Below are 17,531 nucleotides of genomic sequence, written 5' to 3'. Positions count from 1 at the left end.
TGGTTCAATTCGAACGGTGCGCAGTGTACAGGCAGATAAGTTTCTTCTTGAATTTGTAATTATTTATTACGAGTGATTCAAAAAGAGTCACAGGCTTTGCCTGCTCAGGCGCCAGGGGCCTGGATGGCATCGAGCGGCCAACGCGGCTTGACATCGAAGGCATAGACCTCATCGGCCACCTGGATGCCCGACTGCAAGCGCATGGCAGCGGCCATGGCGATCATGGCGCCGTTGTCGGTGCACAAATGCAGTTCGGGGTAGTGCACGCGCACGCCGCGCTGGGTGCAAACCCGGCTGAGTTGCGCGCGCAAGCTGCGATTGGCGCCCACGCCGCCGGCCACCACCAGCCGCTGCAAACCGGTTGCCAACAACGCGGCCAGCGACTTCTTCACCAGCACCTCGACAATCGCAGCCTGAGTGGAAGCGGCCAGATCGGCCAGCACCACATGGGTCAGCGCTTCTGCCGTGCAGTTCTGCGCAGCAGCGAGTTTTTTAGCCTGCACCATCACGGCGGTTTTCAGCCCGGCAAAGGAGAAATCCAGGTTGTCGCTGTGCAGCAAAGGGCGCGGCAACTTGAACGCCGCCGGGTTGCCAATTTCTGCCAGCTTGGACAGCGCCGGACCTCCCGGATAACCCAAGCCCAGCAGCTTGGCCGACTTGTCGAACGCCTCTCCGGCCGCGTCATCGATGGTTTCGCCCAGAATCTGGTAGCACCCCACGCCATCGACCCGCATCAACTGGGTGTGCCCGCCAGACACCAGCAAGGCCACAAACGGAAACTCGGGCGGATCGGCGCTTAGAAACGGCGACAGCAAATGTCCCTCCAGGTGGTGCACGCCCAGCACCGGCTTGCCCAATGAAGCGCCTAGGGCGCAAGCCACGCCGGCGCCCACCAGCAAGGCGCCGGCCAGGCCCGGCCCGCGGGTAAAGGCGACCACATCCACATCCTGCAAGGTTTGACCGGCCTCACGCAGCACCTCTTGGGTGAGCGGCAGCACGCGGCGAATATGGTCACGGCTGGCGAGTTCCGGCACCACGCCGCCATAGGCCTGGTGCATTTCGATCTGGCTGTACAGCGCGTGGGCCAGCAGCACCGGCAGACCCGCGCCGCTCACGCGCACCAATGCCACCCCGGTTTCGTCACACGAGGATTCGATTCCTAGAACACAGTAGTCTTTTGCCATAGCGGCCAAGTTTAGGGGATGGCCACTGGCCCCGCGCCAGCGCGCCCTGCACTCTTTGATCGACAATCAGCCAACATTTACACCAGCCCTGCGGTTATTACCACCCATTGCCATGCTTCATTTGCCCACCGTCCCCCTTTCAGTTCCCAATTTTTTCAACTGCCACGCTTTACGCCCGTCGCGCACTGCTTCGACGCTTGGCCTGACCCTGCTGCTGGCCGCTTGTGGCCAGGGCAGCGCCCCAACCACAGGCCCCGGCGGTCCGGGCGGAGCGCCGCCACCTGCAGAAGTGGGCGTGGTCACCGTCAAAACAGGTGATGTGGGCCTGTTGACCGAACTGCCGGGACGGCTGGAAGCCTCGCGCGTGGCACAGGTACGCGCCCGTGCTGCGGGCATCGTGCAAAAGAGACTGTTTGTGGAGGGCAGCAGCGTGCGCGCGGGCCAGGCGCTGTTTCAAATTGACGCCAGTCCCTACCAGGCGACGCTGGCCAGCGCCCAGGCGAGTCAGACCAAAGCCGAAGCCAACCTGATGCAGGCATCAGCCCAGGCCGAGCGCTTCAAGCCGCTGATCGAGGCCAAGGCCATCAGCCAGCAGGAATTCGTCAACGCGCAGGCTTCGCAAAAGCTGGCTGAGGCGGACGTCGCCGTGGCCCGTGCCGCGGTGCGAACCGCGCGCATCAACCTGGGCTACGCCGCCATCACTGCCCCCATCAGCGGCCGTATTGGCCGGGCTCTGGTGACCGAGGGCGCCCTCGTGGGCCAGGGCGAAGCCACGCCAATGGCCGTGATCCAGCAAACCGATCCCATGTATGTCAATTTCACCCAGCCGGCCTCCGAAGTCATGCGACTGCGCAAGGCCATGGAGACCGGTCAGCTCCAGCGCGCCGGCAGCCAGGCGGCCAGCGTGCGCGTTGTGCTCGATGACGGCAGCGAATACGCCAAGCCCGGCAAGTTGCTGTTTTCCGACCTGACGGTGGACACCACCAGCGGCCAGATCATGCTGCGCGCTGAAGTGCCCAACCCCGCGGGCACGTTGCTGCCGGGCCTGTTTGTGCGCGTACGGCTGGAACAGACACAAGTCAGCAACGCCATCACCTTGCCACAGCAGGCGGTGACGCGCTCGCCGCAAGGTGACTCGGTGATGGTGGTGGCGGCCGACGGCAAAGTGGCGCCGCGACCGGTCAAGGTGGGTGCCCAGCAAGGCGGCCAGTGGGTCATTCTGGACGGTCTTCAAAACGGTGATCAAGTCATGGTGGACGGCTTCCAAAAGCTGCGCGGTGGCGCCCCCGTGAAACCCGTGCCGTGGCAGGCGCCCGGCAGTGCGCCGGTCAAATCAGTCAGCGCAGCCGCCACGCCAGCAGCCCAGGCCCCGGCCAGCGCTTCGTCCAGCGCCGCGCGCTAAGGAGCCTCATCCATGGCGAAATTTTTCATTGACCGGCCCATCTTTGCGTGGGTCATCGCGCTGTTCATCATCGTGATGGGCTCGGTGGCCATCACCCAGCTGCCAATTGCCCAGTACCCGCCGGTGGCGCCGCCGTCGATCGTGATCTCGGCCAGCTACCCGGGCGCCTCGGCGCAAACGTTGGAAGACAGCGTGCTGTCGATCGTCGAGCAGGAAATGAACGGCTCGCCCGGCCTGCTCTACATGGAATCGGTGGCGCAAGCCAACGGCACCGGCAACATCACCCTGAGCTTTCAGCCCGGCACCAACCCTGACCTGGCGCAGGTGGATGTACAAAATCGCCTGAGCCGTGCCAGCCCGCGCCTGCCCTCTGCCGTGACGCAGCAAGGCGTGCGGGTGGACAAGGCGCGCAGCAATTTTTTGCTGTTTACCATCCTCTCGTCCGATGATCCCAAGCTGGACCCGGTGGCCTTGGGTGATTACGCCTCGCGCAGCATCCTGCCCGAAATACAACGTATCAATGGCGTGGGTCAGGCGCAACTGTTTGGCACCGAGCGCGCCATGCGCATCTGGATCGACCCGGCCAAACTGCAGGGCTACAACCTGTCGGCCAGCGATGTCACTGCCGCCATCCGGGCGCAAAACGCCCAGGTCTCAGCCGGTGAAATCGGCAGCCTTCCCAACCTCGCCGGCCAGGGCATTGCCGCCACCGTGGTGGTGCGAGGCCAGCTCAGCAGCGTGGCCGAGTTTGGCAAGGTGGTGCTGCGCGCCAACACCGACGGCTCCAGCGTGCGCCTGAAGGACGTGGCGCGCATCGAGCTGGGAGCGCAGGCTTATGCCACGCAGGCGCGTCTCAACGGCAAACCCTCCACCGGCATCGGCGTGCAGCTTTCCCCCAGCGGCAATGCGCTGGCCACGGCCAAGGCGGTGCGCGCGCGCATGACCGAGCTGGAAAAATTCTTTCCCCAGGGCATGACCTGGGCAATTCCCTACGACAGCTCGCGCTTCATCGAGACCTCGCTGCGCCAGGTGGCAGAAACCCTGCTCGAAGCCATCGCGCTGGTCTTCCTGGTGATGTTTTTGTTTTTGCAGGACTGGCGCTACACCCTGATCCCGACGCTGGTGGTGCCGGTGGCGCTGCTGGGCACTTTCGCCACGCTGTTGGCCATGGGCTTTTCGATCAACGTGCTGACCATGTTTGCCATGGTGCTGGTGATCGGCATTGTGGTGGACGATGCCATTGTGGTGGTGGAAAACGTCGAGCGCATCATGAGCGAGGAAGGCCTGTCGCCGCTGCTGGCCACGCGCAAGGCCATGGGCCAGATCTCCGGCGCCATCATCGGCGTCACGGTGGTGCTGATCTCGGTGTTTGTGCCGCTGGCATTCTTCAGCGGCTCCATTGGCAACATCTACCGCCAGTTTGCCGCCGTGATGGGCGTGTCGATTGCGTTCTCGGCGTTTTTGGCGCTGTCGCTCACGCCGGCTTTGTGCGCCACACTGCTCAAGCCTGTGGAAGCCGGCCATCATCATGCCAAGAGCGGCTTTTTTGGCTGGTTCAACCGCGGCTTTGCCAGGACCGCCAAAACCTACGAAGGTGGCGTGGCCAAACTGCTGCCGCATGCCGCGCGCTACCTGGTGATTTACCTGGCCATTCTTGCCGCTGCAGCCTGGATGTACAAAAGCCTGCCAACCTCGTTCCTGCCCAACGAAGACCAGGGCACGATGCTGGTCAACGTGCAACTGCCGCCCGGCGCCACGCGCGAGCGCACCCTGGCCGTGATGCAGCAGGTCGAGGGCTTCATGCTCACGCAGCCCGAGGTGCAGGGCATGGTCAGCGTGCTGGGATTCAGTTTTTCGGGCCAGGGACAAAACGCCGCGCTGGCTTTTATCACGCTCAAGGATTGGTCCGAGCGCAAGGGGCCGGGCAGTTCAGCGCAGGCGCTGGCCGGGCGCGCGTTTGGCGCTTTGAGCGGCATCCGCGATGCGTTCATCTTTCCCCTCAGTCCGCCGCCGATTCCTGAACTGGGCGCCTCCTCGGGCTTCAGCTTCCGGCTGCAGGACCGCGCCGGTCTGGGCCATGATGCCTTGCTGGGAGCGCGCAACCAGTTGCTTGGCATGGCCACCCAGAGCAAATTGCTGACGCAGGTGCGCCCCGATGGCCTGGAAGACGCGCCGCAGTTGCAACTCGACATCGACCGCGACCAGGCCAGCGCTCTGGGTGTGGGCTTTGACGCCATCAACGCCACCATCGCCACCGCGCTGGGCTCCAGTTATGCCAACGACTTCCCCAACGCCGGCCGGCTGCAGCGCGTCATGGTGCAAGCCGATGCGCCCGCGCGCATGCAGCCCGACGATTTGCTCAAGCTCTTTGTGCCCAACAACAAGGGACAAATGGTGCCGCTCTCAAGCTTTGCCAGCACGCGCTGGATCACCGGCGCCATGCAGACCGTGCGCTACAACGGCTATCCGTCCATGCGCATCGGCGGCAGCGCAGCGCCCGGCTACAGCACGGGCGATGCACTGGTCGAAATGGAAAGCCTGGCCCGCCAGCTGCCAGCCGGCCTCGGCTTTGAGTGGACTGGGACCTCGCGCGAAGAAAAGCTGGCCGGCTCGCAAGCCATGATCCTCTACGGCTTTGCCATTTTGTCGGTATTCCTGTGCCTGGCCGCGCTGTACGAAAGCTGGACGATTCCGCTGGCCGTCATTCTGGTGGTGCCGCTCGGTGTGCTCGGCGTGATTGTGGCCACGCTGTTGCGCGCCTATTCAAACGACGTTTACTTCCAGGTTGGGTTGATCACCATCATCGGGCTGTCGGCAAAGAACGCCATTTTGATCATCGAATTCGCCAAAGACCTGCAGGCGCAGGGCAAGAGCGTGATCGAGTCGGCGCTGGCCGCCGCCCACCTGCGATTTCGGCCGATCCTGATGACCTCGATGGCGTTTACGCTGGGCGTGCTGCCGCTGGCCCTGGCCAGTGGTGCCGGTTCGGCCAGCCAACGCGCCATTGGCACCGGGGTGATTGGCGGCATTTTGACGGGCACCAGTCTTGCGGTGATCTTTGTGCCGATCTTTTTTGTGGTGGTGCGCAGCCTGTTCAAGGACAGCGCGCGCCAGCAGCAGGTTCATGCCGAGCAGGCCGCGCACATGGGAGTGCATACACATGAATAATTTTGTTTCAAAAGCCACCACCCTGACCGCCAGCGCGTTACTGGCCGGCTGCTCGCTCATGCCCGCCTACGAGCGCCCCAGCGCGCCCGTGGCGTCGCAATGGCCCGCGTCCGCCGCGGTCAGTGCGACCGGCGACACGGCAGGCGCGCAGGGCGTTCCGGCGCTGACCTGGCAGGATTATTTCAACGACCCCACACTGCGCCAGCTCATCGACACGGCATTGGCCAACAACCGCGACCTGCGCGTCGCGATGCTCAACGTCGCGCAGGCGCGCGCCCAGCTCGGCATTCGCCAGGCCGACCAGGTCCCCACCCTCAACGCCGCCGCCGCGGGCGCGCGTTCGCCTGACAGCGGCGGCGCCATCAAAAGCGCCTACAGCGCAGGATTGACGGTCACGGCTTACGAACTGGACTTCTTTGGCCGCGTCGCCAGTCTCAAGGAGCAGGCGCTGGCCCAATATCTGGCCACCACCGAGGCCAGTCACAGCGCACAAATCAGCCTGATCGCCACCGTGGCGCAGGGCTGGGTGAGCTTGCTGGCCGACGAAGCGTTGCTGGCCGTGTCACGCCAGACCTTGGACTCACGCGCTGAATCCCTCAAATTGGTGGAGCTCAAGGTCAAGCACGGAGCTGCCTCTGATTTTGAGTTGCGCGGCGAGCAAACCCTGACGGAAAGAACCCGCGTCACTTTGGCCCAGCAGTTGCGTCAGCGCGCCCTGGACGAAAACGCCCTGGTGTTGCTGCTCGGCAAGCCGCTCGACGAGGCCAGCCGGGCGCAATTGAAGCCGCATGGCTTGAATCAATTGATGTTTGTCGAACTCTCCGCCGGGCTGCCGTCAGATCTGCTCTTGCGGCGCCCCGACGTTCGCCAGGCAGAACAAAGCCTGATCGCCAGCAACGCCAATATCGGTGCTGCCCGGGCCGCCTTTTTCCCGCGCATCAGTCTCACGGCGGGCGCCGGGTCGGCCAGCGGCGCGCTCTCTGGCCTGTTCAAGGACGGTTCCTGGGGCTGGACGCTGGCGCCGCAACTGGTGCTGCCGATTTTTGATGGCGGGCGCAACCAGGCCAATCTGGACGCTGCCAGGTCCGTCCACGAGATGGCCGTTGCACAGTATGAAAAGTCAATCCAGAGCGCCTTTCGCGAGATCGCCGATGCCCTGGCCAGCCGCGCCACACTGGCGCAGCAATTGCAGGCCAGTCAAGCGCTGCTGGAAGTCGAAACAGCGCGCAACCATCTGACGCAACTGCGGCTGAACCACGGCGTGGCGAACCAGCTGGAATGGCTGGATGCCGAGCGCTCGCTGTTTGCGGCACAACTGGCACTCGTGCAAATCCGTCTGGCCTATCAGCAAAACCAGATTGCGCTGTTCAAGGCACTGGGCGGGGGCGCCGTCGCGCGGCAACCCTGAACCGGCTCGCTAAAATGATTTTTTCGGCTTGCCGTTTGTTTTTTCAACCCTAAGCATCTCACAAAACTTTTATGAAAAACGCATCTCTTGTGGTACTGACAGCCCTCGTCTTGGCGGCCACCGCCTGTTCCAAAACAGAAACGCCCGCCCCTGTCGCGTCGCCAAATGCCAGCACGGCGCCAGCCACGGCAGCGGTGCCTGCCGCCAACACCGGGACTTCCTATGACATGGTGGCCGCCAACAGCAAGGGCTTCACCGTGGGCGCACTGATGAGTGCGCAAGCCGTCTATGTGTTGTTCGACCCGCAGTGCCCACACTGCGGTCGCCTGTGGCAGGCGTCCCTGCCACTGCACGACAAGGTGAAGTTCGTCTGGATTCCGATCTCGTTCAACCCGACCAAAAGCGTGCCCCAGGGTGCGGCCCTGCTGGCTGCCGCCAACCCGGTTGAAGCCATGACGGCGCATGAACAGTCCTTGCTGGCCGGCACGGGCGGCATGGCCGCCAGTGCCGACGTGCCAGACGAGATCAAGCAGGCCATCACCACCAACACCCAGTTGTTGAATCGTCTGGGTGCGGATTCGGTGCCGTTCATGATTGGCAAGCATCGCAAGACCAGTGAGATTGTGACTTTCAACGGCGCCATGGAAACAGCGGCTTTAGCCAATTTTCTGGGCGTTGAATAAACCTTAAGACTTGGTCAGGCACTGCTTGAGCACAGTTTAAGCCTGCCCCGCAAATTAAAACAGGATGCCTTGCATCCTGTTTTTTTTGTCTGTGCTTGATCAAGATCAGGTCGTTGTGGCTTCCTGAACCTCGGGCTTGGACCGGCCCTCTTTCTTGGGCAGGGGCTGGATGTCGAGCAACACCTCGGTTTTGCTCTCGTCCGTGTCGTCGAGTTCCACCGTCAAGCGGCCGCCATCGACCAGGCGGCCAAACAGCAATTCGTCGGCCAGGGCACGGCGAATGGTGTCCTGAATCAGGCGCTGCATCGGCCGGGCGCCCATCAAGGGGTCAAAGCCTTTTTTGGCCAGGTGCTTGCGCAACTTGTCGGTGAAGGTGACCTCGACCTTTTTCTCGGCCAACTGGGCTTCGAGCTGCAACAGAAACTTGTCCACCACCCGCAAAATGACATTCTCGTCGAGCGCCTTGAAGCTGACGATGGCATCGAGCCGGTTACGGAACTCGGGGGTGAACATGCGCTTGATGTCGGCCATCTCGTCGCCGGCCTCGCGCGGGTTGGTAAAGCCGATGGTGGATTTGGCCATGGTCTCGGCGCCCGCATTGGTCGTCATGATGATGATGACGTTGCGGAAATCGGCTTTGCGCCCGTTGTTGTCGGTCAGGGTGCCATGGTCCATCACTTGCAGCAGCACATTGAAAATGGCCGGGTGCGCCTTCTCGATTTCGTCGAGCAGCAGCACGCAATGCGGTTTCTTGGTGATGGCCTCGGTCAGCAAACCGCCCTGGTCAAAGCCGACATAGCCGGGCGGCGCGCCGATCAGGCGGCTCACGGCGTGCTGTTCCATGTACTCGCTCATGTCGAAGCGGATCAGCTCGATGCCCATGATGTAGGCCAACTGCTTGGCCGACTCGGTCTTGCCAACGCCGGTGGGGCCGCTGAACAAAAAGGTGCCGATCGGCTTGTCGCCCTTGCCCAGGCCAGAGCGCGACATCTTCACGGCGGAAGCCAGCATGTCGAGCGCCTTGTCCTGGCCGAACACCACATTGCGCAAGTCGCGCTCCAGCGTCTTGAGCTTGCCCCGGTCGTCATTGGACACGTTAGCTGGCGGAATGCGGGCGATCTTGGCCACGATGTCTTCGACCTCGGCCTTGGTGATGATTTTCTTGCGCTTGGACGGCGGCAGGATGCGCTGGGCGGCACCGGCCTCGTCAATCACATCGATGGCCTTGTCGGGCAGATGGCGGTCGTTGATGTACTTGGCGCTCAATTCGGCGGCCGCCTGCAGGGCAGCCAAAGCATATTTGACGTTATGGTGCTCTTCGAAGCGCGACTTGAGCCCCTTGAGAATCTCCACCGTCTGTTCCACCGTGGGTTCCACCACATCGATTTTCTGGAAGCGGCGCGACAGGGCCGCGTCCTTCTCGAAGATACCCCGGTATTCGGTAAAGGTGGTGGCGCCAATACACTTGAGCGCACCAGAACTCAGAGCCGGTTTGAGCAGGTTGGAGGCATCCAGCGTGCCACCCGAGGCCGCACCAGCACCGATCAGGGTGTGGATTTCGTCGATGAACAAAATGGTGTTGGGCTTGTCCTTGAGCGACTTCAGCACGCCTTTGAGGCGCTGCTCAAAATCACCCCGGTACTTGGTCCCTGCCAGCAGCGCGCCCATGTCCAGCGAATAGACGATCGAGTCGGCCAGAATCTCGGGCACGTCCTTTTGCGTGATGCGCCAGGCCAGGCCCTCGGCGATGGCGGTCTTGCCGACACCGGCCTCGCCCACCAGCAACGGGTTGTTTTTGCGACGGCGGCACAGGATCTGGATGACGCGCTCGACCTCGTACTCGCGCCCGATCAGCGGGTCGATCTTGCCGTCCTTGGCAAGCTGGTTGAGGTTTTGCGTGAATTGCTCCAGCGGTGATGCTTTTTCGTTTTTCTCGGTCGCGCCCTCCTCAGCTTCGGCGGCATTATCAGCGGATCGGACGGGCTCAGGCGGGTCGCTCTTCTTGATGCCGTGGGCGATGAAATTGACCACATCGAGGCGCGTCACGCCCTGCTGGTGCAGGTAATACACGGCATGCGAGTCTTTTTCACCAAAAATGGCCACCAGCACATTGGCGCCGGTCACTTCTTTTTTGCCGCTGCCGGTGGACTGCACATGCATGATGGCGCGCTGGATGACGCGCTGGAAACCCAGCGTGGGCTGGGTATCGACATCTTCGGTACCTGCAACCTGCGGCGTGTTGTCCTTGATGAAGGTCACCAGCGACTTGCGCAGGTCATCGATATTGGCCGAGCAGGCGCGTAGCACTTCGGCCGCGCTGGGGTTGTCCAGCAAGGCCAATAGCAAATGTTCCACTGTGATGAATTCATGGCGCTGTTGACGCGCCTCGACAAACGCCATGTGGAGGCTGACTTCCAGTTCTTGGGCAATCATGAGGTTCCTTTAAGGCTTTTGTTTCAGGCGTTAACTGTAATCTGATTTTTAATTCATTTGGCGGTGTCGGGATTCAAACGCTTACGAAGCCGCAGGTTCACAAAAGCACTTGAGCGGATGACCGGCCTTGTTGGCCGCGTCGAGCACCCGATCGACCTTGGTGGCGGCCACATCGCGGGAATACACGCCGCACACCGCCTTGCCTTCCAGATGAATCTTGAGCATGATTCGGGTCGAGGTTTCGAGGTCCTTGCTGAAAAACTCCTGCAACACCATCACCACGAATTCCATCGGCGTGTAGTCGTCGTTGAGCATCACCACTTGGTACATCTGCGGCGGTTTGGTGCGCTGCGTGCGGCGCTCCAGCACCACGGTACCGTCGCTTTCAACAGGCTCGATGGGTTGGAAGGGGAGGGACTTGGGAAGTTTGGTGGCCATGAGTGGATTTTATCGGTCTGACTTCTGCAAACGCGCAAAGGTCTTGCGAAACTTGGCCACTTTGGGAGCGGCCACCGCCATGCAATAGCCCTGGTAGGGGTTTTTTTCAAAAAAGTCCTGGTGGTAGTCTTCGGCTGGCCAGTAATTCGCCAGTGGCAGCACTTCCGTCAGGATGGCACGCGCATACGCCCCGCATTGCGATAGCTCGTCAATCAGCGCCAGCGCCTCCTGTTGCTGCTCTGGCGAGGTAAAGTAAATGCCGCTGCGGTACTGCGTGCCGTGGTCATTTCCCTGGGCGTTGAGCGAGGTGGGGTCGTGAATCAAAAAGAATATTTCCAGAATCTCACGCACGCTGATCTGCTGCGGGTCATAGACCAGCTTGACCACCTCGGCATGCCCGGTGCTGCCGCTGCACACCTGCTCATAGGTGGGCTGCGGACGCTGGCCATTGCAATAACCCGACTCCACGTCGAGCACCCCCCTGACCTGCACAAAAACCGCCTCGGTGCACCAGAAACAACCGCCGCCGAGCGCGATGGTTGGACTTGCTTGTTGCATGAATCGACCCCTTGAAATTGCAAACCAGAAGATGACTTGATCATTCATGCTAGCCGCAAACCGACAAACCTGATGCGCCCGGGTCTTTGTTTGAATTAGCAGAATTTGGCTTGAGTTACACTAATAACCCATTAGTCATTAACTCCATGCCAAGCGCCACGACTCATTCTCAACCCCAGGCCTCAACCGACGGTCAGGCACGCCGTTCGCGCCGCAAAGGCGCGCGTCCGGGCGAACTTCTGGCAGCCGCGCTGGACCTGTTCGTCGAAAAAGGTTTTGCCGCCACCCGCGTCGAGGAAGTCGCCGAACGCGCCGGGGTTTCCAAGGGCACGCTGTTTTTGTATTTTCCAAGCAAGGAAGAGCTGTTCAAGGCCGTAGTGCGCGAGAACATTTCCGGCCGGTTTGCTGAATGGAACGAAGAGTTCGACCGCTTCGACGGCAGCACCCAGGAGATGCTGCGCTATTGTTTGTTCAACTGGTGGGAGCGCCTGGGCACCACCAAGGCCAGCGGCATCCCCAAACTGGTGATGAGCGAAGCGCAAAACTTCCCGGAACTGGCGAGCTTCTACCAGCATGAAGTGATGCAACCCGCCAACACCCTGATCCAGCGCATCCTGCAACGCGGCGTGGCGCGTGGCGAGTTTCGTCCGATGGACTTGACTTATGGCGCCTATCTGGTGCTGGCGCCCATGCTGTTCCTGGCGTTGTGGAAGCATTCCCTGGGCCCCTGTTGCAGCGCCCAAGCGCAGCTCGACCCGCAAAGCTATCTGGCCGCGCAACTCGACATGCTGTTGCACGGTTTTTGCGCGCAAACGCCATCCACTCACTGACCCCCCGGAGCACACACCGACATGAAACCCTGGATCAAATGGACGCTTGCCGGCCTCGTTCTGGCCCTGCTGGTCGCTGGTACCCTGCGCACGCTGTCCGCACGCAAAGCCCGCCAGACCGCACTGGAAGCACAACAGGTGGCACAAAAATCACAGGTCAGCATCAACCTGGCCGCCAGTGACCTGGTGCAGGTCAGATCGCTCGAGCTGGCGCAAAGCGTGCTGGTTTCCGGTCCCATCAAGGCCGTCAACACGGCGATGGTGAAAGCGCGTGTTGCGGGCGAATTGCGCGGCTTGACCGTGCGCGAGGGCGACAGCGTGCGGGCCGGCCAGGTGCTGGCCCAGATCGACCCCACCGAATCCGATGCCCGTGTGCGCCAGGCGCGCCAGCTGGCCGTAGCGGCCAAAGCGCAGGTGGACATTGCCCAGCGCAGTTTCGACAATAACCGCGCGCTGGTGGCGCAGGGCTTTATCTCCAGCACGGCGCTTGAATCGTCGCAGGCCAGCCTGGCGGCGGCCCAGGCCAATTACGCCGCCGCCCAATCGGGCGCCGACGTGGCGGCCAAGGCGCTGGCTGACACCGTACTGCGCGCACCCATCGCCGGGCAGATATCGCAGCGCCTGGTGCAACCGGGTGAACGCGTGGCGGTGGAAACCCGCATCGTCGAGATCGTGGACAACCGGCAACTGGAGCTCGAGGCCAGCCTGAACGCGGCCGACTCGCTGCACGTCGAATTGGGGCAAAGCGCCCACCTGACGCTTGACGGGACAGATCAGACCATCAACGCGAAGGTGGTGCGCATCAACCCCAGCGCCTCCACGGGCAGCCGTGCCGTGCTGGTTTATCTGGCCGTCGCCCCGCAAGCCAACTTGCGCCACGGCCTGTTTGCCCAGGGTCATCTGACCGTGGGCAGCTTGAAAACCCTGGCCCTTCCCTTGAGCGCCGTGCGCACCGACAAGCCGCAACCCTATGTGCAACTGGTCAGCCAGAACCAGGTGCAGCACGTGAACGTAACGTTGGGTGAGCGCGGTGAAGCGGACGGCATCACCATGGTGGCGATCACCGGCTTGCCCGAGGACTGCGTGGTGATCGACGGCACGGTCGGCAGCCTGCGCGCCGGCACGCTGGTGAATACGACCGCCACCGCGGCAGGAAGCCCCTAAATGTGGTTCACCCGCGTCAGCCTTCACAACCCGGTGTTCGCCACCATGGTCATGCTGGCCCTGGTGGTGTTGGGCCTGTTTTCCATGCAGCGCCTGCAGGTGGACCAGTTCCCCAACGTCGATTTTCCGGTGGTGGTCATCAGCACCGACTATCCCGGCGCCTCGCCCGAGATTGTCGAGAGCGAAGTCACCAAGAAGATCGAGGAAGGCGTCAACTCGATTGCTGGCATCAACGCCCTCACCTCCCGCTCGTACGAAGGCCAGTCGGTGGTCATCATCGAATTCGGCCTGCACATGGACGGCCGCAAAGCCGCCGACGACGTGCGCGAAAAGGTGGCGGCCATCCGCCCCACGCTGCGTGACGAAGTCAAGGAGCCGCGCGTGCTGCGCTTCGACCCCGCCAGCCGCGCCATCTGGTCGGTGGCCGTGCTGCCAGATGCCAGCGCGGGCGCCGCCTTCAATGCGGTCGAACTCACCAGTTGGGCCGAGCAGACGCTGAAAAAGCGGCTGGAAAACGTGCGCGGCGTCGGCTCGGTCGCTTTGGTCGGCGAAAGCCAGCGCGAAATCAACATTTACCTCGATCCGCAGGCGCTGGCCTCGTTCGGCATCACGCCCGAGCAGGTCGCCAGCGCCGTGCGCAATGAGAACCAGGACTATCCGGTGGGCAGCATCCGCTCCAGCGCGCAGGACCGCGTGATCCAGATCGCCGCGCGCGTGCAGCGCCCCGAGGACTTCGGCCGCATCATCATCACGCGCAAAAATGGCGCCCCGGTGCGGGTTGACCAGGTGGCCGAGGTGAAGGATGGGTCGCAGGAAATCGAGAGCCTGGCGCTCTACAACGGCCAGCGCACGCTGCTGCTGAACGTGCAAAAGTCACAGGACGAGAACACCATTGCCGTGGTCGATGGCCTGAACAAAACCCTGGCGGAGCTGCAGCAGCAATTGCCCCCCGGCATCAGGCTGACGCAAATCACCGACGGCTCGCGGCAAATCCGCGTCTCGGTGTCCAACGTGCGGCAGACCCTGTTCGAGGGCGCGCTGCTCACCGTGCTGATCGTGTTCTTGTTTTTGAACTCCTGGCGTTCCACGGTCATCACCGGCCTGACACTGCCCATCGCCCTGATCGGCACCTTCTTCTTCATGAACCTGCTGGGCTTCACCATCAACATGATCACCATGATGGCGTTGAGTCTGTGCGTGGGCCTGCTGATCGACGACGCCATCGTGGTACGCGAAAACATCGTGCGCCATGTGCAGATGGGCAAGGGCGCGTTCGAGGCGTCGATGGACGGCACCGCTGAAATCGGCCTGGCGGTGTTTGCCACCACGCTGTCGATCGTGGCGGTGTTTTTGCCAATCGGTTTCATGGGCGGCATCATCGGCAAGTTCTTTCACGAGTTCGGCCTGACGATTGTGGCGGCGGTGCTGATCTCGATGTTTGTCAGCTTCACGCTCGACCCCATGCTGTCTTCCATCTGGCAAGACCCCAGCATCGAGCCCCACGGCAAGCATCACACGCCACAAAATTTCTACGACAAGTCCATCGGCCGCGTCACCCGGCTGTTCGACCTGGGCACCGACGCGCTGGTCGATGTGTACCAGAGCATCCTGCGCTGGGCGCTGGACCACAAGATCAGCACGGTGTTGCTGGCGCTTGCGATTTTTATCAGCAGTCTGTTCATGGTGCCGCTGCTGGGCACCGAGTTCGTGCCCAAGTCTGACTTTTCCGAGACCAACCTCACCTTCAACACACCGGTGGGCTCATCGCTCGAAGTCACTGAAGCCAGGGCGCGCCAGGTGGAAGGCATCATCCGCTCCTTCCCCGAGGTCAACTACACGCTGACCACCATCAACACCGGCAACGCGCAGGGCAAGATGTACGCCAGCATCTACATCCGGCTGATCGATCGCAAGCAGCGCACACGCAGCGTCGATGACATGTCCACCGTGCTGCGCCAGCGCCTGCGCGAAGTGCCCGGCATCAGCGTCACCCACGTCGGGCTGCTCGACCCGGTGGGCGGTCAAAAACAGATTGCCTTTTCCATCCAGGGCGCCGACATGGGCGAGCTGTCACGGCTCAATGCGCTGGCGCTGGAAAAAATCCGCACGGTGCCGGGCCTGGTCGATGTGGACTCGACGCTGAAACCCGACAAACCCACGCTCGACGTGCAGGTCAAGCGGGACGTGGCTTCCGACCTGGGCCTGAGCGTGGCGCAAATCGGCTCGTCCCTGCGCACGCTGGTGGCCGGCCAGACGGTGGGCAACTGGCGCGCGCCCGACGACCAAACCTATGACGTCAATGTGCGCCTGTCGCCCCAATCGCGCAACCAGCCGCAAGACCTCAACGCCCTGCCCTTTACCGTGGGCACCCAGGCCGACGGCAGCGCCCGCGTGGTGCGGCTCGACCAGGTGGCCAGCGTGGTCGAAGCCACGGGCAGCAACCAGATCAATCGACGCGACCTGACGCGCGAGGTCGCCATCACCGGCAACGTCTCGGGTCGCTCTGCCGGCGAGGTGTCTGCCGGCATCAAGACCGCCATGGACAGCATTGCCATGCCGCCCGGCTACAGCTACAAGTTCAGCGGCTCGGTCAAGGACATGGCCGAAGCCTTCGGTTATGCGCTGTCGGCGCTGGCGCTGGCGGTGATCTTCATCTACATGATTCTGGCGAGCCAGTTCAAGAGCTTCTTCCAGCCGCTGGCGCTCATGACCGCGCTGCCGCTGACGCTGATCGGCGTGGTGCTGGCGCTGATGTTGTTCAACTCCACGCTGTCGATGTTCTCGGTAATCGGCGTGGTGATGCTGATGGGCTTGGTCACCAAAAATGCCATCCTGCTGGTGGACTTTGCCATTCGGGCGCGCGAGGACGGTTTGAATCGGCACGACGCCCTGCTGATGGCCGCCAAAGTGCGCTTGCGCCCCATCCTGATGACCACGCTGGCCATGATTTTCGGCATGTTGCCGCTCGCCTTCGCACTGTCCGAAGGCTCCGAGATGCGCGCCCCCATGGGTCAGGCGGTGATCGGCGGCGTCATCACCTCGTCGCTGCTGACGCTGGTGGTGGTGCCGGTGGTCTATTGCTACATGGATGATTTGGCGCAATGGTTGCGCAAGTTGTGGCGCAAACCCGGCGCAACTCCAGTACCAGTCAGGGATATTGACCGTGCCAGCCGCTAAAATTGTCGCATTCCATTAACATACCCCCAGGAGTACTCAGATGAATTTGCAAAACGTGGAACAAGCCCGCTTCAACATGATCGAGCAACAAATCCGGCCGTGGAACGTCAGTGACCCGGCCGTGCTGGATTTGTTGTCGAGCATGAAGCGCGAAGACTTCGTGCCACTGGCGCAAAAATCCCTGGCCTTCGTTGACATGGCCATTGCGCTGCCCGCCGGCCAAAGCATGCTGCCACCCCGCGTGCAGGCACGTTTGCTGCAGGATGCTGCGGTCCAGCCGACCGACAAGGTGCTGGAGATCGGCACTGGTTCCGGCTACATGGCAGCCTTGCTGGCACGTCTGGCCCAACGCGTGATCTCGCTGGAGATCAACCCCGAAATCGCCGACATGGCGCGTGCCAACCTGCAACGCGCGGGCATCCACAACGTTGAAGTCCGCCAGGCTGACGGTGCCCAGGGTGCGACGGCCGATGCACCGTTCGATGTCATTGTGCTGGGTGGATCAGTGGCTGAAGTGCCGCAGGCGCTGCTGGCGCAACTCAAAATTGGCGGCCGGCTGGTGGCCATCGTGGGTGACGAGCCCATCATGCACGCCCAAGTGATCACCCGCAGCAGCGAAACCAATTTCACCTCGGTGGAAAAATGGGACGACAACGCGCCGCGCCTGCAGAACTTCGCGCACCCGGACACTTTCAAGTTTTAAACATGGTCACACAAGTTCGCCCGATTCAACTCAAAGACTGGCTCGAGGCCGTGCGCGGTCACGGCGACCCGGTGGTGCTCGACGTGCGCGAGCCCCACGAGTTGCGCACGGCCAGCATCAAGGCCGATGGCTTCGAGCTCATCACCATCCCGATGGGCGTGATCCCGCCGCGCCTCAATGAACTTGATCCCGACCAGCCCGTGGCCTGCCTGTGCCATCACGGCGCGCGCAGCATGCAGGTGGCAGCCTTCTTGAAAGCACGCGGTTTCAAGCACGTGGCCAATGTGGCGGGCGGCATCAACGCGTGGTCTTCCGAAGTAGATTCGAGCGTGCCGCGCTACTGATTCGGTTCTTCGCAAATTACCCAGCCCGGCTCTTTATTG

General features: G+C 62.2%; 13 protein-coding genes. 9 read left to right on the top strand and 4 right to left on the bottom strand.

What is annotated here, in order from left to right; translation table 11 throughout:
- Positions 1–104: 104 nt before the first annotated feature.
- Positions 105–1,184, bottom strand: a complete 1,080-nt coding sequence (gene tsaD / locus PHF15_RS01960; protein WP_300118381.1) for a tRNA (adenosine(37)-N6)-threonylcarbamoyltransferase complex transferase subunit TsaD — start codon at positions 1,182–1,184, stop codon at positions 105–107.
- Positions 1,185–1,296: 112 nt separating this feature from the next.
- Here tsaD and PHF15_RS01955 point away from each other — a divergent pair, with 112 nt between their 5' ends.
- The 4 genes from PHF15_RS01955 to PHF15_RS01940 all read left to right on the top strand — a co-directional run bounded on the left by PHF15_RS01955 (position 1,297) and on the right by PHF15_RS01940 (position 7,845).
- Positions 1,297–2,586 (top strand): efflux RND transporter periplasmic adaptor subunit, encoded by a 1,290-nt coding sequence (locus PHF15_RS01955; protein ID WP_300118378.1) that lies wholly within the window; start codon positions 1,297–1,299, stop codon positions 2,584–2,586.
- Between the two features lie 12 nt (positions 2,587–2,598).
- A complete protein-coding gene (locus tag PHF15_RS01950; protein WP_300118375.1) occupies positions 2,599–5,754 on the top strand; it encodes an efflux RND transporter permease subunit in 3,156 nt (1,051 codons plus the stop codon).
- Positions 5,747–7,162 (top strand): efflux transporter outer membrane subunit, encoded by a 1,416-nt coding sequence (locus PHF15_RS01945; protein ID WP_300118372.1) that lies wholly within the window; start codon positions 5,747–5,749, stop codon positions 7,160–7,162. Before PHF15_RS01950 ends, PHF15_RS01945 begins: the two co-directional genes overlap by 8 nt.
- A 71-nt stretch (positions 7,163–7,233) precedes the next feature.
- The gene (locus PHF15_RS01940; protein WP_300118369.1) at positions 7,234–7,845 is read left to right on the top strand and encodes a thioredoxin fold domain-containing protein; all 612 of its coding nucleotides are present in this window, start codon (positions 7,234–7,236) and stop codon (positions 7,843–7,845) included.
- 105 nt (positions 7,846–7,950) lie between these two features.
- On the opposite strand, the gene clpA is transcribed toward PHF15_RS01940, so the two are convergent.
- From clpA to msrA, 3 genes are all read right to left on the bottom strand, one after another.
- Positions 7,951–10,278, bottom strand: coding sequence for an ATP-dependent Clp protease ATP-binding subunit ClpA (clpA, locus tag PHF15_RS01935; RefSeq protein WP_300118366.1), 2,328 nt, complete (start codon positions 10,276–10,278; stop codon positions 7,951–7,953).
- A gap of 81 nt (positions 10,279–10,359) precedes the next feature.
- Positions 10,360–10,716 carry an ATP-dependent Clp protease adapter ClpS gene (gene clpS / locus PHF15_RS01930; protein WP_300118363.1) on the bottom strand — a complete coding sequence of 119 codons (357 nt, stop codon included), beginning with the start codon at positions 10,714–10,716 and terminating at the stop codon, positions 10,360–10,362.
- Between the two features lie 9 nt (positions 10,717–10,725).
- A complete protein-coding gene (gene msrA / locus PHF15_RS01925; RefSeq protein WP_300118360.1) occupies positions 10,726–11,274 on the bottom strand; it encodes a peptide-methionine (S)-S-oxide reductase MsrA in 549 nt (182 codons plus the stop codon).
- Positions 11,275–11,420: 146 nt separating this feature from the next.
- Between msrA and PHF15_RS01920 the strand changes: the two genes are divergently transcribed.
- The 5 genes from PHF15_RS01920 to PHF15_RS01900 are packed head-to-tail and all read left to right on the top strand — an operon-like array spanning position 11,421 to position 17,492.
- Positions 11,421–12,104: a TetR/AcrR family transcriptional regulator gene (locus PHF15_RS01920; RefSeq protein ID WP_300118357.1), complete on the top strand. Its 684-nt coding sequence runs from the start codon at positions 11,421–11,423 to the stop codon at positions 12,102–12,104.
- 21 nt (positions 12,105–12,125) lie between these two features.
- The gene (locus PHF15_RS01915; RefSeq protein ID WP_300118354.1) at positions 12,126–13,268 is read left to right on the top strand and encodes an efflux RND transporter periplasmic adaptor subunit; all 1,143 of its coding nucleotides are present in this window, start codon (positions 12,126–12,128) and stop codon (positions 13,266–13,268) included.
- On the top strand, positions 13,269–16,445 hold the full coding sequence (locus PHF15_RS01910; RefSeq protein WP_300118351.1) for an efflux RND transporter permease subunit: 3,177 nt from the start codon (positions 13,269–13,271) through the stop codon (positions 16,443–16,445). It abuts the gene before it with no gap.
- A 40-nt stretch (positions 16,446–16,485) separates the two neighbouring features.
- The gene (locus PHF15_RS01905) at positions 16,486–17,148 is read left to right on the top strand and encodes a protein-L-isoaspartate O-methyltransferase (RefSeq protein WP_300118348.1); all 663 of its coding nucleotides are present in this window, start codon (positions 16,486–16,488) and stop codon (positions 17,146–17,148) included.
- Between the two features lie 2 nt (positions 17,149–17,150).
- Positions 17,151–17,492 carry a rhodanese-like domain-containing protein gene (locus PHF15_RS01900; protein WP_300118344.1) on the top strand — a complete coding sequence of 114 codons (342 nt, stop codon included), beginning with the start codon at positions 17,151–17,153 and terminating at the stop codon, positions 17,490–17,492.
- The last annotated feature ends 39 nt before the right edge of the window (positions 17,493–17,531 follow it).

Source organism: Rhodoferax sp., assembly GCF_028689295.1.
Lineage (GTDB): Bacteria > Pseudomonadota > Gammaproteobacteria > Burkholderiales > Burkholderiaceae_C > Rhodoferax.
The sequence above is the reverse complement of the archived record's forward strand: the minus strand, read 5'-3'. Positions and strand labels throughout refer to the sequence as shown.

Excerpts from the sequence above, each read along its gene's own strand:
- PHF15_RS01900 (WP_300118344.1), top strand. The coding sequence starts at position 17,151 with ATGGTCACACAAGTTCGCCCGATTCAACTCAAAGACTGGCTCGAGGCC.
- PHF15_RS01945 (WP_300118372.1), top strand. The coding sequence starts at position 5,747 with ATGAATAATTTTGTTTCAAAAGCCACCACCCTGACCGCCAGCGCGTTA.
- PHF15_RS01905 (WP_300118348.1), top strand. The coding sequence starts at position 16,486 with ATGAATTTGCAAAACGTGGAACAAGCCCGCTTCAACATGATCGAGCAA.
- PHF15_RS01915 (WP_300118354.1), top strand. The coding sequence starts at position 12,126 with ATGAAACCCTGGATCAAATGGACGCTTGCCGGCCTCGTTCTGGCCCTG.
- clpA (WP_300118366.1), bottom strand. The coding sequence starts at position 10,278 with ATGATTGCCCAAGAACTGGAAGTCAGCCTCCACATGGCGTTTGTCGAG.
- PHF15_RS01910 (WP_300118351.1), top strand. The coding sequence starts at position 13,269 with ATGTGGTTCACCCGCGTCAGCCTTCACAACCCGGTGTTCGCCACCATG.
- tsaD (WP_300118381.1), bottom strand. The coding sequence starts at position 1,184 with ATGGCAAAAGACTACTGTGTTCTAGGAATCGAATCCTCGTGTGACGAA.
- msrA (WP_300118360.1), bottom strand. The coding sequence starts at position 11,274 with ATGCAACAAGCAAGTCCAACCATCGCGCTCGGCGGCGGTTGTTTCTGG.
- PHF15_RS01955 (WP_300118378.1), top strand. The coding sequence starts at position 1,297 with ATGCTTCATTTGCCCACCGTCCCCCTTTCAGTTCCCAATTTTTTCAAC.
- PHF15_RS01920 (WP_300118357.1), top strand. The coding sequence starts at position 11,421 with ATGCCAAGCGCCACGACTCATTCTCAACCCCAGGCCTCAACCGACGGT.
- clpS (WP_300118363.1), bottom strand. The coding sequence starts at position 10,716 with ATGGCCACCAAACTTCCCAAGTCCCTCCCCTTCCAACCCATCGAGCCT.
- PHF15_RS01940 (WP_300118369.1), top strand. The coding sequence starts at position 7,234 with ATGAAAAACGCATCTCTTGTGGTACTGACAGCCCTCGTCTTGGCGGCC.
- PHF15_RS01950 (WP_300118375.1), top strand. The coding sequence starts at position 2,599 with ATGGCGAAATTTTTCATTGACCGGCCCATCTTTGCGTGGGTCATCGCG.